The sequence below is a fragment of the Nicoliella spurrieriana genome (assembly GCF_023380205.1).
GTDB lineage: Bacteria > Bacillota > Bacilli > Lactobacillales > Lactobacillaceae > Nicoliella > Nicoliella spurrieriana.
Genome location: NZ_CP093360.1, coordinates 280,611 through 294,481, shown reverse-complemented (window position 1 = coordinate 294,481; position 13,871 = coordinate 280,611). Strand labels below are relative to the sequence as shown.

The following is a 13,871-nucleotide window of genomic DNA, read 5'->3' as shown; positions in this document are numbered from 1 at the left end:
AGCAAAAATCAAAATCAATGACTTCACTACTTAGACGCGAACGCTTAGTACGTCCGCATCATATGTACAGACGTACTAACTAAAGTAATAAAAGCCATAATAATAACTATTGATAATGATTTGCTTATTCATAATTAACAATTCCTTCCCTGTTTTGATTATCTTAATTAAAACACAGATTAGATTAAAATGCAAAAGTTTTTTTAATCTTTTTTTAATGAAAACTAATTATTACTATCGTAAGGACCAATATAATTACCGTAGCAATAATCAAGGTAGTGGTTAGAATGATTATTTAAATAGCCACTATTCACAGGGATGTTGGTTTCGATTTTAGCTAAGACCTGAGTTCGTTCCGGATCCGTGGCGGTCACGATATCTTGATTCATAATGGAACCAGAAACAAAATACCAATTTTTTAAATCAACAAAATCATTGATTGAAATTTGATTGCCAAAATACTCACGATCTAATGCACAAATGAATTCGCCAAAGTTAGCAACATCTAAGTGAACCGTATCCGAACCCATGTAAAAGATATCCTTATCGTAATTAAATGACTTATCATTTTTGGTTTCCTCGTTTTTAGCTTCCATTGGACAAAGCCCACCTAGATAGAAGAACCCCAGGGTATTTTGATCAGTGAGGTATTCTGCTAGGAATAAGCGAGAGGCAGGATCATTATAACCAACTGATTCTACGAATTCGGCTCCAATATTTAGAACTAGGTTATTGTTGCCAATCGTCTTTTTGAGTAGTGGCACGTTGATTCGATATAGCTGGTCGGTACGCTGGAATTTCTCATAATAACGCCCTCGATACTCTTCGTCATAGGTATTGAACATTAATGTAGAATTAGCAGTGGGATATAATTGAATCCACTCATAACTATTGATTGCATTAGTATTATCACTGATGAACGTTCCTAATGGATAATAAAACGTGCCCCTAGTGTATTTAAAACGAAATGAATCGAAAAATTGGGTCATTTAACCATCTCCTCAGAGTTTACCGGTTGAAATAGGATCAAGATTGGTAGAAATATTAATCCAAATATGTAGTTGTGTCAATAATCAATCTAATTATTTTCGATAAATTTTATCACGTTGCACTGGTTGTTGTAGAAAATAATTACTATATGCTCTTTACAAATTTAATACAAAAAGATTATAATACATTAATTAGACTTTTAGAGTATTTTATATTCTCATTTTAGGAGTGATTATTATGTTTAGTAAAATTGGGAACTTAATTTTTGAACATGAAGCCGTTGCCAGAAATTCCGATTTTAAAATGGGGTTAGAAATTGAAATGGACCGAGCGTATGAAAACGGCCATTTAAGTATGGAACCATATCCGGATACGATTGGCGATGCCCATAGTAACCCATGGATTACTGAGGATTTTTTAATCACAATGTCGGAAGTGGTAACGCCACCTGCCGATAGTCCATTGGATGCAATGCGGTATCTATACCGCATTAATAATGCATTAAGAAATGCACTCGCGCCTGGTGAAATCTTATGGTCACTATCAATGCCACCCATTATGCCAAAGGAAAAGAGTAACGAGCTCCTCGCTGATTCGACGCAAGAAAAACGGGATTTTTTAATTAAGTTAGTGAAACTGCATAAGGGAATGGCCAAATTTTTGCCATGCGGAGCCCACATTAATTTAAGTATCCATGACCATATCATTAAACTGATTCATTCCGAAATGGGGGATCAATTTCAGTCTGAACAAGCGGTAAAAGACTATTTGTACATGCGGTTAGGGCAGGGCTTTGTTAGGTATCGTTGGATTATTACATACTTATTTGGTGCTAGTCCCATTGCTGAGGACAACTACTTCGATGTTGACCAGGGGCCTGACCACCCAGTGCGGTGTTTACGACAAACAACTCGTTATGGGTACGGGGCAAAGTTTTTGGTGGACTACACTAGTATTGATAAATACATTACATCCATTCAAAATGCAGTTAAAAATAAACTATTGATTCGTGACTCAGAGGGCCAGGGGCCGATTCGCTTCCGTGGTGGGAAGGATCTTGATGACCTCAGAAATACTGGGATTCAATATTTGGAATTGCGGATGCTTGATTTAGATCCCACAAGTGAAATTGGAATTAAAACTAACACGATTCGGTTCCTTCGGTTAATGGCTAGTTACTTCATTATGAATCCGCCATTAAGGCAATCAGAGGTTAATGAGGCGCTGAACCGGGCTAATCAATTGAATGATGAAGTGGCAAGTGAGGATCCAAGCCAGTTTAACCATCAATTTCAAGCGCGGGCATTTTTAAGTCGCTTAAGGTTATTTGTGGATCAAATTCAAGCTGGCCCAGATTTTGAGGAAGTTATCCAAGAGATGGAGGAGCGGGTTGAACATCCCGAATTGACCCCCAGTGCAAAGCTAGTTAAACACATCAAAAACGGTTCATTAGTTGAATATGCAGTTAAAAAGGGTATTCAGTATCAAAAAAGTGCACTAATTGCATTGCGTCCATTTGATGGTTTTGATACTTCTAAACAACCCACTAGTGATGAATTGAAGGAATATCTATTTAGAAAGTCATTTAAGTATTAATAATTGGATGAGTTGAAAGTTACTGAATCCACGTAGCAGAGCCCGCGTTTCAACGGGCTCTTTTTTTAATCAGCTGATGAATTGGCATTACTTTAGAATTAAAATCAATTTTTTGATGAATTCTGTTGACATGTGATTAACATTAGACTATGATTAGAGCAATTAAAGAATTCGTCCATGAAACCAATGATGTGGAGATCAAGATTGTTGTGCACGCACAGAGAGCCGTCGATGATGAGAGTACGGCCGAACGCAGGCAGTTAAATGGACCACAGAGGGTTCTTCCGAAAAATTACGATTGAGTACGGAGAAACGTTAGGCATACGTCAGTTGCCGGGGATATGAACACGTATCTCGCTAAGGAGGGGTTGCTTTAATTAGATTCCAGCACTAATAGTGGATCTTTTTAAACCAACCTAATTAAGGTGGCACCGCGGAAAAAATCCGTCCTTAACAAAGCATTAGTTGCGTTGTTATGGGCGGATTTTTTTAATGCAATTTTTGATAACGAGGTGAACCAATTTGAAATCTAAATCCGAATTAAAGCAACTTAGCCGTAATTATAACTACCTTCCCATTAGTTATACTACCAACTTACAAACTTTTGATCCATTTCAAATTATTGAACATGACGACCCAAGTAACCAACATAGTATGTTGTTTGAATATCAAGATTCCCGGTACACGGTTGTGGTAACGAAGCCACTTCAGACCATTACCGTTAAAAATGGTCAAATCAATCTAACTGATCAAAATGGTGCTCAACAAATGATTACTGGCTCGCCGATTCAATTCTTGAATCAACTCCTGGACAAGTACCGGGTTGCAAAAACCAATTCACTACCGTTTAGCACCGGGCTCGTGGGGTACTTCGGATATGACTTTGCTAAGTATGCTAAGGATAGCCGGCTCAGTGACACTAATGATGAACTAGATTTATCGGATGTGGAATTAATGTTACCAGACATTACTCTGACCTATGATCGAGAGTCTCAGCAGTTGACTTTAAGCCAGTTGCTAGCAAGTGATCAATTTGATGCAAATTATGAACAAGTGATTGTGAGGTTAAAAGAGCGGGCCCAGTTAATTAAGGAGCTCCTTGCGAACCCAACGACTAAGTTACCGGGGCTTAAGATTACCCGTCAATTCCAAAATCAATTTGATGTCAAACAGTTCGACCAGCGGGTTGCTAAAACCGAGCAGCACATTGAGTTGGGTGATATCTTTCAATTGATCCTATCTAATCCTTACTTAGCACAGGCAAATGGTTCATTGATTAACGTTTGTAAGAACCTCTATCAAACGGTTGAATCTCCATACCACTTTTTCTTTGCTAACCGGGATTTTCAAGCCGTGGGGGCCTCACCAGAAACGTTGATTAAAAAGAGCGGTCGGAAATTATTTAGTTATCCCCTTGCTGGAACGAGACGGCGCGGCAAGACCAAAGCCGAGGACGTTAAGTTCGCAAAAGAATTGCAAGCAAGTCAAAAGGAGTTATCGGAACATAACATGCTGGTCGACCTGGGGCGCAACGATCTCGGTCGGGTGAGTCAATTTGGGAGCGTGCACGTGACCAAACTCCGTGAATTGTTACGCTTTAGTAATGTGATGCACCTTGGCTCTAAAATTGAAAGCATTGCAAATCCAGCCTTTAGTTCAGTCGATATTATTAGCGCAGTATTACCAGCGGGAACGCTTTCTGGGGCACCCAAGGAATCAGCAATGAAAATTATTGACCAATTAGAACAACGGAAACGCGGTATCTATGGCGGCGGAATTGGGTATATTGATTTCGATGGTGATTTAGACCTTTGCATCGGGATTCGACTGGGTTACAAGAAGGGCAATCACTTAGTGGTTCATTCGGGAGCTGGAATCGTTGCCGATAGTGATGCTAACCAAGAATTTCATGAATTTGGCAATAAGAGTCGTTTAATGTTAGATGCAATCAAAGCGGAACAAGCACAGGAGGCTGAACAATTATGATCTTATTAATTGATAACTACGATAGTTTTACCTATAACCTATTTCAAGAAATCGGCAACTTAACTGACCAACCAATTGAGGTGGTTAAAAACGACCAGGTGAGTGTTTCCGACCTCAATCGCCCTGGACTCACTGGATTAGTCCTATCACCCGGTCCGGGACGGCCCGAAGATGCTGGGAACATGAACGCAGTGTTAAAGGCAGCAATTGGGAAGGTTCCAGTGTTAGGGGTTTGCTTAGGTCACCAAGCAATTGGTGAAGTATACGGAGCCCAAGTAATCAAAGCTCCCCGTCTAATGCATGGGAAGACCGATACGATGATCAAGGTGGCGGATAGTCAATTGTTTGATGGGTGTCCTGATCACTTTACCATTGGTCGTTACCATTCATTAGTAATTGATCCTAAAACGATTCCAACTGAACTAACGGTGACTGGAATGGCTGCAGATGGAACCGTCCAAGCGGTTGCCGATCCTAAAAATGAGGTGTTCGGAGTCGAATACCATCCGGAGTCCATCATGACCGATCAAACGGTGGCAAAACGAATTTTTAATAACTTCTTAGCTTTGACTGTTGCTAAGCAAACCGAATTAATTAAATAATGGAGTGATCAAAATGATTGATGAAGCAATTGAACAACTAACGATGAACCAAGATTTAACTTATGATGAAATGATTCAAGTAATGGATGAAATTATGGATGGCAAGGTCAGCTCGATTAAAATCGCTTCACTATTGACCGGCTTGTCGGTGAAAAATCCGACCGTTGAAGAAATTGCGGGCGCTGCCCACTCAATGCGTGAACATGCTGCTGAATTTGAAGCTGAACACGATGCAATCGATATTGTGGGGACTGGTGGTGACCATTCTAATTCATTTAATATTTCAACGACCACTAGTTTGGTGTTAGCTAGTATGGGCATTCCAGTTGTTAAACATGGCAATCGGGCTGCATCGTCCAAAAGCGGGGCTGCTGATGTCCTTCAAGCGCTCGGCTTCAACATTGATCTAGATGCTGCCACTAGCCAAAAAATGCTTGAAGATAAGAACTTTACGTTCTTATTTGCCCAACGGTACCATCAAGCAATGAAGTACGTCGCACCGGTTAGAAAGGAACTAGGCATCCGGACCATCTTTAACATCTTAGGCCCGCTTGCAAACCCGGCCCACGCACAATCACAATTGTTGGGGGTTTACGATGCAGCCCTTCTTAAACCGATGGCCCAAGTGCTCCAAAAACTAGGGGTAGTGAACGCAAAGGTCATTTATGGAACTGATGGTTTAGACGAGGCCTCCATTTCAGCGCCCACGAAGGTGGTTAGCGTTGTGAACGGTAAAGTTGGGGATGTTACCACCATTACTCCCGAAGAGTTTGGCTTAAAGCGCTATCCTAAGGCTGACATTATTGGTGGAACGCCAGTGGAGAATGCTGCAATTACTAATGCCATCTTAGCTGGGGAACCCGGTGCTAAGCGTGATATCGTACTATTGAACGCTGGACTAGCAATCAATACGATCCGCCCAGCCACTTCGATCAGTGAGGGGATTCACTTAGCGGCAGAAGCAATTGATAACGGCAAACCCAAACAACTGTTGGCTGAATTATTGGAATATTAAGGAGGAAGCGGAATGATTTTAGATGACTTAGTAAGTGCAACTAGCGACCGAATTAACCTTGAAATGCAGCAAACTCCGTTGGCAACGGTTAAGCAAGCAGCGTTGAAGCAACCAAAGACCAATGCACAGGATATCTATGATCGATTCTTGAGCACTGGGGTGCATGTAATAGGGGAAGTTAAGAAGGCCTCGCCATCGAAGGGAATTATCGTAAATGACTTTCCATACTTAGAAATTGCTGAGCAGTATTCAGCTGCGGGGGTGACTGCGATTTCAGTGCTGACCGAACCTGATTACTTCAAGGGTGACTTAAAATACTTACAGACGATTACTGAACACGTAGACACACCGGTCCTACGAAAGGACTTTACCATTGATCCTTACATGATTTATCAGGCTAAGGCTTCGGGAGCCAAAATCATTTTATTAATTGTTGCTATTTTGACTCCGGAGCAACTGAGTGCATACTTAAAATTAGCGCATCAACTGGGGTTAGCTGCAATCGTTGAAGCTCATGACGAAGCTGAAATTAAAGTCGCATTGAACGCTGGGGCTAAGATGATCGGGGTTAATAATCGGAACCTGAAAAACTTCACCGTCTCATTTGAAAACAGTATTAAACTACGACCACTAGTTCCAAAGTCAGTCGCATTTATTGCTGAAAGTGGGGTTAAAACGGTTGCGGATGTTCAAAAACTTGCTGAAATCGGTGTTAATGGGGTGTTGATCGGTGAAACCTTGATGCGTTCGAACAATAAAGCTGCGTTCATCGAAGCGGCTCAGGAGATTGACTAGATGACTAAAATTAAAATCTGTGGCTTGACCAATCCAACTGAAATTGAGATTATCAACCAAGTCCACCCCGACTTAGCTGGATTTGTGTTTGCAGGCGGTAGGCATCAAGTAACTAGCAAACAGGCTCAGCAACTTCGTATCCAATTAGATTCCCAAATTAAAGCGGTCGGCGTCTTTGTTGACACCCCGATTGACGAAATCATTCAATTGGCAAATGACGGTGTCATTCAAGTGGCCCAATTACATGGTGATCAAACTGAAGATGATGTTCAAGCGTTACAAAATGCTGGGATTCCAGTGATTAGAGTCTTTAAGCCGTCCCGCCAATCAGTGACTACAACTAATGCTGATTATGTGATGGTTGATAGTGGAAATGGTTCTGGGCAACCGCTAGATTGGCAGTCGTTACAAATCCAGGTTAAACAACCCATCATCCTAGCGGGAGGGTTGAATCCTAATAATGCTCAAAGGGCAATTGACACGGTTGCACCAGATTATTTAGACGTTAGTAGTGGCGTTGAGGCCGCTGGAAAGAAAAGCTATGAGTTAGTTAATAAAATGGTTACCATTGCCCATTCAAATTAAGGAGTTAATAATATGTTAAAATCAAACGGTAAATTTGTTGAATACGGTGGACAATACGTCCCCGAAACATTAATGAATGAATTAAATAAGATGGCAAAAGTCTATGAAGAAGCTAAACAGGATCCCGAATTTCAAAGGGAACTGCATGATTTATTGGAAAATTATGCTAATCGGCCATCGTTATTGTACTATGCTAAACGGATGAGTGAATACCTCGGTGGTGCTCAAATTTACTTTAAGCGCGAAGACTTGAACCATACCGGAGCCCATAAGATTAATAACGTAATTGGACAAGCCTTACTTGCTAAGCGAATGGGAAAAAAGCGCTTAATTGCTGAAACCGGTGCTGGCCAACATGGGGTCGCAACTGCCACCATTGCCGCATTGTTTGGGATGCAATGTGAAATTTACATGGGAAAAGAAGATACAGACCGCCAAAAATTAAATGTTTACCGGATGCAATTATTGGGTGCAAAGGTGCACGCAGTTACTTCTGGATCAATGGTTCTAAAGGATGCAATTAACGCTGCCTTACAGGAATTTGCAAAGCGTAGCGATGATACCTTTTATGTAATGGGATCAGCCACCGGCCCCCATCCATACCCGACCATTGTTCGTGACTTCCAAAGCGTTATCAGTAAGGAATCCCGTCAACAGATATTAGACGCTACTGGACGCCTACCAAATAAGGTCATTGCCTGTGTTGGTGGGGGGAGTAATGCAATTGGGAGTTTTGCTAATTACATTAATGATTCAGAGGTCGAATTGATTGGGGTCGAAGCTGCTGGTAAGGGCGTTGACACCGACCTAACTGCAGCAACGATTGAAAAGGGCCGCCTGGGAGTGTTCCATGGGATGAAATCATTGTTCTTGCAAAATGATACTGGTCAAATCAAACCGGTCTATTCGATTTCTGCAGGATTGGATTATCCTGGAGTCGGGCCTGAACATGCTGAATTGGCAGCTAAAAAGCGGGCTCAATACGTTGGCATCACTGATGATGAGGCCGTAGATGCTTTCGAATACATTGCCAAAGAAGAGGGAATCACTGCTGCAATTGAAAGTTGTCATGCCGTAGCATACGTTCAAAAGATTGCCCCTAAGATGGATCGTGATCAAATTATTGTTTGTACTTTATCAGGCCGTGGCGACAAAGACGTTGCTGCCATCGCCAAATACCGAGGAGTGGATTTAAATGAGTAAATTATCAGATGCCTTTACCGGTCGCCATAAGTTAGTCGGGTTTGTGACTGCTAATGATCCAGATATGGAAACGACCGTTGCAAATGTGGTGGCCCTGGCTGAAGGTGGGGCCGATGTTGTTGAACTAGGAATTCCGTTTTCTGATCCAATTGCTGATGGTCCCGTTATTCAGCGGGCGGACTTACGGGCGCTTCGCGACTTTGATTTACCGATGAGTGCAATTTTTGACGCAGTGGTTAAGATTCGTGAACAAACGAATGTACCATTAGTGTTTCTCACCTACCTAAACATTGTTTTACAGTATGGCTATGATGCATTCTGTCGCGATTGCAAGCAATTTGGGATTAACGGGTTGATCATTCCAGACTTACCATATGAAGAAAAGGGTGAATTAAAGCCCTTTGCAGATAAATATGCAATTGATTTAATTCCACTGATTACTTTGAATTCAGGGAACCGGATTAAAGCAATTGCAAACGATGCGAGTGGCTTTGTTTACCTAGTATCTTCACTGGGGGTTACCGGTGAACGTGATCACTTCTCAGACCGATTAGCTTCGATTGTTGACCAGATTAGGGCTGATACTGACGTACCGGTCGCAATTGGGTTTGGGGTGCATGAGCCATCGCAGGCAAAAGAATTAGGCCAATTTGCAGATGGGGTCATTATTGGAAGCGCATTTGTAAAAATCGTGGAGCAGTATCAACAAGCTGCACCAAAACACCTAAAAGAATTCGCAAGTCAAGTTAAATCAGCAATGACTGCCGATGAATAATTGAAAATGAATATGAGAAGCGCCTCCGACTATTAATCGGGGGCGTTTTTAATTAAAGGTGATTAAAGTTTTTAGTCTATTGTTACTGTAACTTAAATTAAAAATAAAAACATCTAAGTAAATATCTACAAAGATGTCTTTATCATTCCTATTTAACGGTTAGTTTACCCTTTCGAACCCAGTCTAGAAAACCATCAACCCACGGCATCAATTTTTTAACGGTTTGCTTAGGGGTCATCTGCGGCTTATTATCATACCAGATACTAGAAGCAGATCCGATAATGTTTTTAGAGGTTTTAACCTTAGTATAGAAATTAGATTCGTTAAAAATATTTTCACCAAAGTAACTATTTAAATCCTTCAAGTAGTACTTATAATTCTTTTTAGTAACGAAGCTTGTTTCAGGAAGTAAGTATAAAAAGTAAGAATTAATGTTCACTAATTTATGTCCATTTTTAAGCAACTGTGATGCAGTTGCATTATTTTTAATATTATCCTTAGTGTATGCCTTAACGTCCTGATCACCAGTTTGACTCCAATATTCAATTACAATGTCCTTATTTAAGCGCTTATAGGTCTGTTTTTGTGCACTATCGTTATAGATCCACATTGGATGACTACCCAGACTGGCATCAATTTCATTATCAAATTTCAATAATGATTCTTTGTGTTGTTTACTAGCAACTGCTAACTCATCACCACCAGTCCCAACCGGGGTATTCGCAGGAATTAACGGTAAGTATTCTTGAAGCATCGTTTTAAACATATCCTTAGTCGCTTTCTTACCATAACTAAATTGTTCGTACGCAGAATCATATGTTTTTTTATCCAGCTCAGGATTAGTATACTTTAAGACATTATGAAGTCCAACTGAATGTGATGGAATATCAATTTCTGGGATTACAATAATGTGTTTTTGTAGTCCATATTGAACGACATCACTAAATTGTTGTTTGCTCATAAATAACTTCTTTGTTTGTGAATTATAGTAAAGCCCGTTTTTCATGGTGGGGTAACGTTGGGTGGTTTGACCAATTGTGTCATTTTCAATTGCAAAATCTGTATCATCAGATAAGTGTAATTTAAGGTAGTTCCCCTTATGTTTTGCAATGTCGTCAATCATGATTTTAATTTGTTTGACGTCGGTTGGATTTCTAGCATCATCATAATCCAGACCGTGCCAACGAAAGCTGGATGCTTGAACATTACTACTGAAAATGATTCCAAAAATTGTTAGTAATACAAGTAATCCACACCAAAATAATGGCTTATTTTTGATCCAATTCATATTAATCATCTCTCTTTTATAACATTATATCACTAATTAAATTATCACATATTGTAGTATAGTTACATCTTAATTAAAAACAAACTGGACTTGTAATATTTCGATTGATGTTATTTCTTATTACATTAGCCCTTGACTAGTTTCTTTTGTTAGAATATAATTAGAAATAATTTAATAATTATAATCATATTGTAATAATTCATATGATGGGGTGATGAAATGGATGTTTTTAGAAAAAAGGATTTAGCGGTCTTGACTGCTCACACATCCCCTCTAAAGCGAAGCCTAAAAACAATGGACTTAACTTTACTAGGAATTGGTGAAATTATTGGAACTGGGATTTTTGTTTTAACTGGGAAAGCAGCTTTAACTGCCGGACCATCAATTATCATTTCTTTTATTGTTGCTGCAATCTGTTGTGGCTTTGCCGGCCTTTGTTATGGTGAATTTGCTTCATTCGCACCCATTTCAGGGTCTGCTTATACTTATTCTTACTTAGCATTTGGCGAAATCATTGCGTTTGTAATCGGATGGGACCTAATTCTGGAATATGCTTTAGGGGCATCAGCAGTTGCAGTTGGTTGGTCTGGATATTTTGTCAGTCTATTGCATAGTTTTGGCATTAATATTCCAGCTTCGTTGGCTAGTGCGGCTGGAACCACTCCCGGAGTGACCTCCTACTTTAATCTTCCCGCATTTTTATTGATCATCATTCTAACGTTTGTGATTGCGCAGGGAATCAACCAGACTAAGCGGATTAATGATATTATGGTTTTTGTTAAAATTGGGGTAATCCTGTTGTTTATTGTTTCCACATTTTGGGCCATTAAGAGCTATAATTGGAAGCCATTTGCACCATATGGATGGTATTCGGTAACCCATGGTGTAAAGACCGGGATTTTACCTGGTGCATCCATTGTCTTTTTCTCATTTATTGGGTTTGATGCTGTATCATCTAGTGCTGAAGAAACGATTAATCCTTCTAAAACGCTACCACGGGGGATCATGTTTTCCTTGGTGATTGCAACTGTTCTATACGTCATTATGACCCTTATCATGACTGGAGTCGTTAAGTACACGGCATTTAAAGACTACTTAAACGATCCGGTAATTGCAGTCCTTCGGGTAACTGGTCAAACTTGGTTATCAGTAATTGTAAGTATCGGGGCCATTTTAGGAATGACGACCGTTACCTTAGTTTCATTATATGGTCAAACTAGAATTAGTTATTCAATGGGACGTGATGGGCTCTTTCCGAAGTTTTTTGGTGATGTCGATAAGAAGCGACAAGTGCCAGTAAAGGGAACTTGGTTTTTTGGCATTATTACTGCACTGGTTGCTGGGCTGATCAACTTAAACGTTCTATCAGAAATGGTTAATATTGGAACCCTAGTTGCTTTCATTTTGGTGTCAGCAGGAATCATTTGGATGCGCAAGAAACACCCAGAAATCCACCGTGGCTTTAAGGTCCCCGGGGTTCCATACGTGCCGATCGTATCAATTATCTTCTGCTTTGCATTAATTCTAGGGTTAAATTGGGAAACATGGATTCGATTTATCGTTTGGTTTGCCATTGGAATGGCGATTTACCTAGTATATGGGAAGCATCATTCTAAGATGGAAAAGCACAATTAAAAATAAATTAAAATAAAATTGCAAAAAGTGTTGACTTTATAATTTTAGGGTATATACTTGTAGTCAATCAGATAAACAAATAGCGATTATAAGAAAAAACGAATTAGTCGATCTTTCAGAAAGCATTGGGTTGATGAGACAATGTAGTGAGATTATGAGTAGTTATCATTCTTTAGTTAGTAGACTGAATCTTAAGTAAGTCCTACCGGAAGCACCCGTTATCATGCCAGCGTATCGTTGAATAAACCGTACGTCGAGGTCAAGTGCTTTTTGCTTGATAAATTAAGGTGGTAACGCGCGTGAGCGCCCTTAGGATCCCAATTTTAGTTGGGAGGCTAAGGGCGCTTTTTGTTTTCTGAAATCATAATTAAGGAAAGAAGTGGTTCGTATGAAATCAGAGATTAGTAACAACTCAGATGAAGGACAGATTCAGATTAAAAACTACATTAGGAAGATAGTACGAATCATTATTTCTGATTCGTTCTAAAATATAGAGGAGCGATTTATTATGACAAACACTAGAACTAACCAAACCAACGAAACTGTAGTAGGATTAAACGACACTGAAGAAAAATTAGCACAAGCCCTTTACCATGCTTACATGAATCGTGAAGCATTAAAGATGGATGATTGGACTAACTTAATGAATGATGAAGAAGCATCATATCGGGTTCAACGCCGATTAATGGAGCTTAAGGCACAACCATTAGGTGGGTACAAAGTAAGCCTTACTAGTAAGCAAACCCAAGACATGTTTGACTCCACCGAACCATTATATGGTGCTCAAGTACAAGATCACTTTGTAAAATCACCAGCAACATTATCATTGAGTAGTGATTTAATGGATCCATTAGCCGAAGTGGAATTAGTCTTTAAGGCTAAGGAAGATCTATCAGTTAATGATTCATTAGAAGACTTAGCTCGTAAGACGACCGTTGCTTCAGGAGTGGAAGTCCCTGATTCACGATTCTCTGATTGGTTCCCATCCCTATCCAAGTACTTAGTAATGTCCGATGCAGCTGTTGGTGGCTATGTCGTTTACGGTGAAGAACGTGACACTAGCGAATTCAGCTTAAAGGATTTAGAAAATGTTCATACCAAACTTTACCATAATGGCAAAGAAGAAGTGGATGGAGTTTCTTCAGAAGTATTAGGAAACCCACTCAATTCACTTCAATGGCTCGTGAAGAAATTACACGAACAGGGGCAATCATTTAAAGCTGGCCAACGGGTATCATCTGGAACCTTCTTATTACCACCACGTTTAACTGAGGGTGACTGGACTGCTAAATTCGACAATGGCTTTAGTGACGTTACCGTTAACGTTAAAGAATAGTTTTAGATAAATTTAAGATTAGACAACCCCCTTAGCAAAAGGAACCTGACTTACTTCAGGTTCCT

12 protein-coding genes are annotated in these 13,871 nt (G+C 40.0%); 10 read left to right on the top strand and 2 right to left on the bottom strand.

All coding sequences use genetic code 11. The features are described 5' to 3' along the window. Positions 1-224 precede the first annotated feature (224 nt). Positions 225-989: a hypothetical protein gene (locus MOO44_RS01445; RefSeq protein WP_260115820.1), complete on the bottom strand. Its 765-nt coding sequence runs from the start codon at positions 987-989 to the stop codon at positions 225-227. Between the two features lie 238 nt (positions 990-1,227). Here MOO44_RS01445 and MOO44_RS01440 point away from each other — a divergent pair, with 238 nt between their 5' ends. The 8 genes from MOO44_RS01440 to trpA all read left to right on the top strand — a co-directional run bounded on the left by MOO44_RS01440 (position 1,228) and on the right by trpA (position 9,547). Next, on the top strand, positions 1,228-2,586 hold the full coding sequence (locus MOO44_RS01440) for a glutamate--cysteine ligase (protein ID WP_260115819.1): 1,359 nt from the start codon (positions 1,228-1,230) through the stop codon (positions 2,584-2,586). Positions 2,587-3,108: 522 nt separating this feature from the next. Further along, complete coding sequence (locus MOO44_RS01435) at positions 3,109-4,572, top strand: anthranilate synthase component I family protein (RefSeq protein ID WP_260115818.1); 1,464 nt, start codon at positions 3,109-3,111, stop codon at positions 4,570-4,572. Then, a complete protein-coding gene (locus tag MOO44_RS01430; protein WP_260115817.1) occupies positions 4,569-5,174 on the top strand; it encodes an anthranilate synthase component II in 606 nt (201 codons plus the stop codon). Before MOO44_RS01435 ends, MOO44_RS01430 begins: the two co-directional genes overlap by 4 nt. Before the next feature lie 13 nt (positions 5,175-5,187). Then, positions 5,188-6,189, top strand: a complete 1,002-nt coding sequence (gene trpD, locus MOO44_RS01425; RefSeq protein ID WP_260115816.1) for an anthranilate phosphoribosyltransferase — start codon at positions 5,188-5,190, stop codon at positions 6,187-6,189. Between the two features lie 12 nt (positions 6,190-6,201). Beyond that, positions 6,202-6,984 carry an indole-3-glycerol phosphate synthase TrpC gene (gene trpC / locus MOO44_RS01420; RefSeq protein ID WP_260115815.1) on the top strand — a complete coding sequence of 261 codons (783 nt, stop codon included), beginning with the start codon at positions 6,202-6,204 and terminating at the stop codon, positions 6,982-6,984. Next, positions 6,985-7,569 carry a phosphoribosylanthranilate isomerase gene (locus MOO44_RS01415; protein WP_260115814.1) on the top strand — a complete coding sequence of 195 codons (585 nt, stop codon included), beginning with the start codon at positions 6,985-6,987 and terminating at the stop codon, positions 7,567-7,569. Positions 7,570-7,581: 12 nt separating this feature from the next. Next, a complete protein-coding gene (gene trpB / locus MOO44_RS01410) occupies positions 7,582-8,772 on the top strand; it encodes a tryptophan synthase subunit beta (protein ID WP_260115813.1) in 1,191 nt (396 codons plus the stop codon). After that, on the top strand, positions 8,765-9,547 hold the full coding sequence (trpA, locus tag MOO44_RS01405) for a tryptophan synthase subunit alpha (protein ID WP_260115812.1): 783 nt from the start codon (positions 8,765-8,767) through the stop codon (positions 9,545-9,547). The genes trpB and trpA overlap by 8 nt, the downstream gene beginning before the upstream one ends. 148 nt (positions 9,548-9,695) lie before the next feature. Here trpA and MOO44_RS01400 read toward each other — a convergent pair whose 3' ends face one another. Further along, a complete protein-coding gene (locus MOO44_RS01400) occupies positions 9,696-10,835 on the bottom strand; it encodes a family 20 glycosylhydrolase (protein WP_260115811.1) in 1,140 nt (379 codons plus the stop codon). Between the two features lie 219 nt (positions 10,836-11,054). Between MOO44_RS01400 and MOO44_RS01395 the strand changes: the two genes are divergently transcribed. Next, positions 11,055-12,470, top strand: a complete 1,416-nt coding sequence (locus MOO44_RS01395; RefSeq protein ID WP_260115810.1) for an amino acid permease — start codon at positions 11,055-11,057, stop codon at positions 12,468-12,470. 508 nt (positions 12,471-12,978) lie between these two features. After that, complete coding sequence (locus tag MOO44_RS01390) at positions 12,979-13,806, top strand: 2-keto-4-pentenoate hydratase (RefSeq protein ID WP_260115809.1); 828 nt, start codon at positions 12,979-12,981, stop codon at positions 13,804-13,806. Positions 13,807-13,871 lie beyond the last annotated feature (65 nt).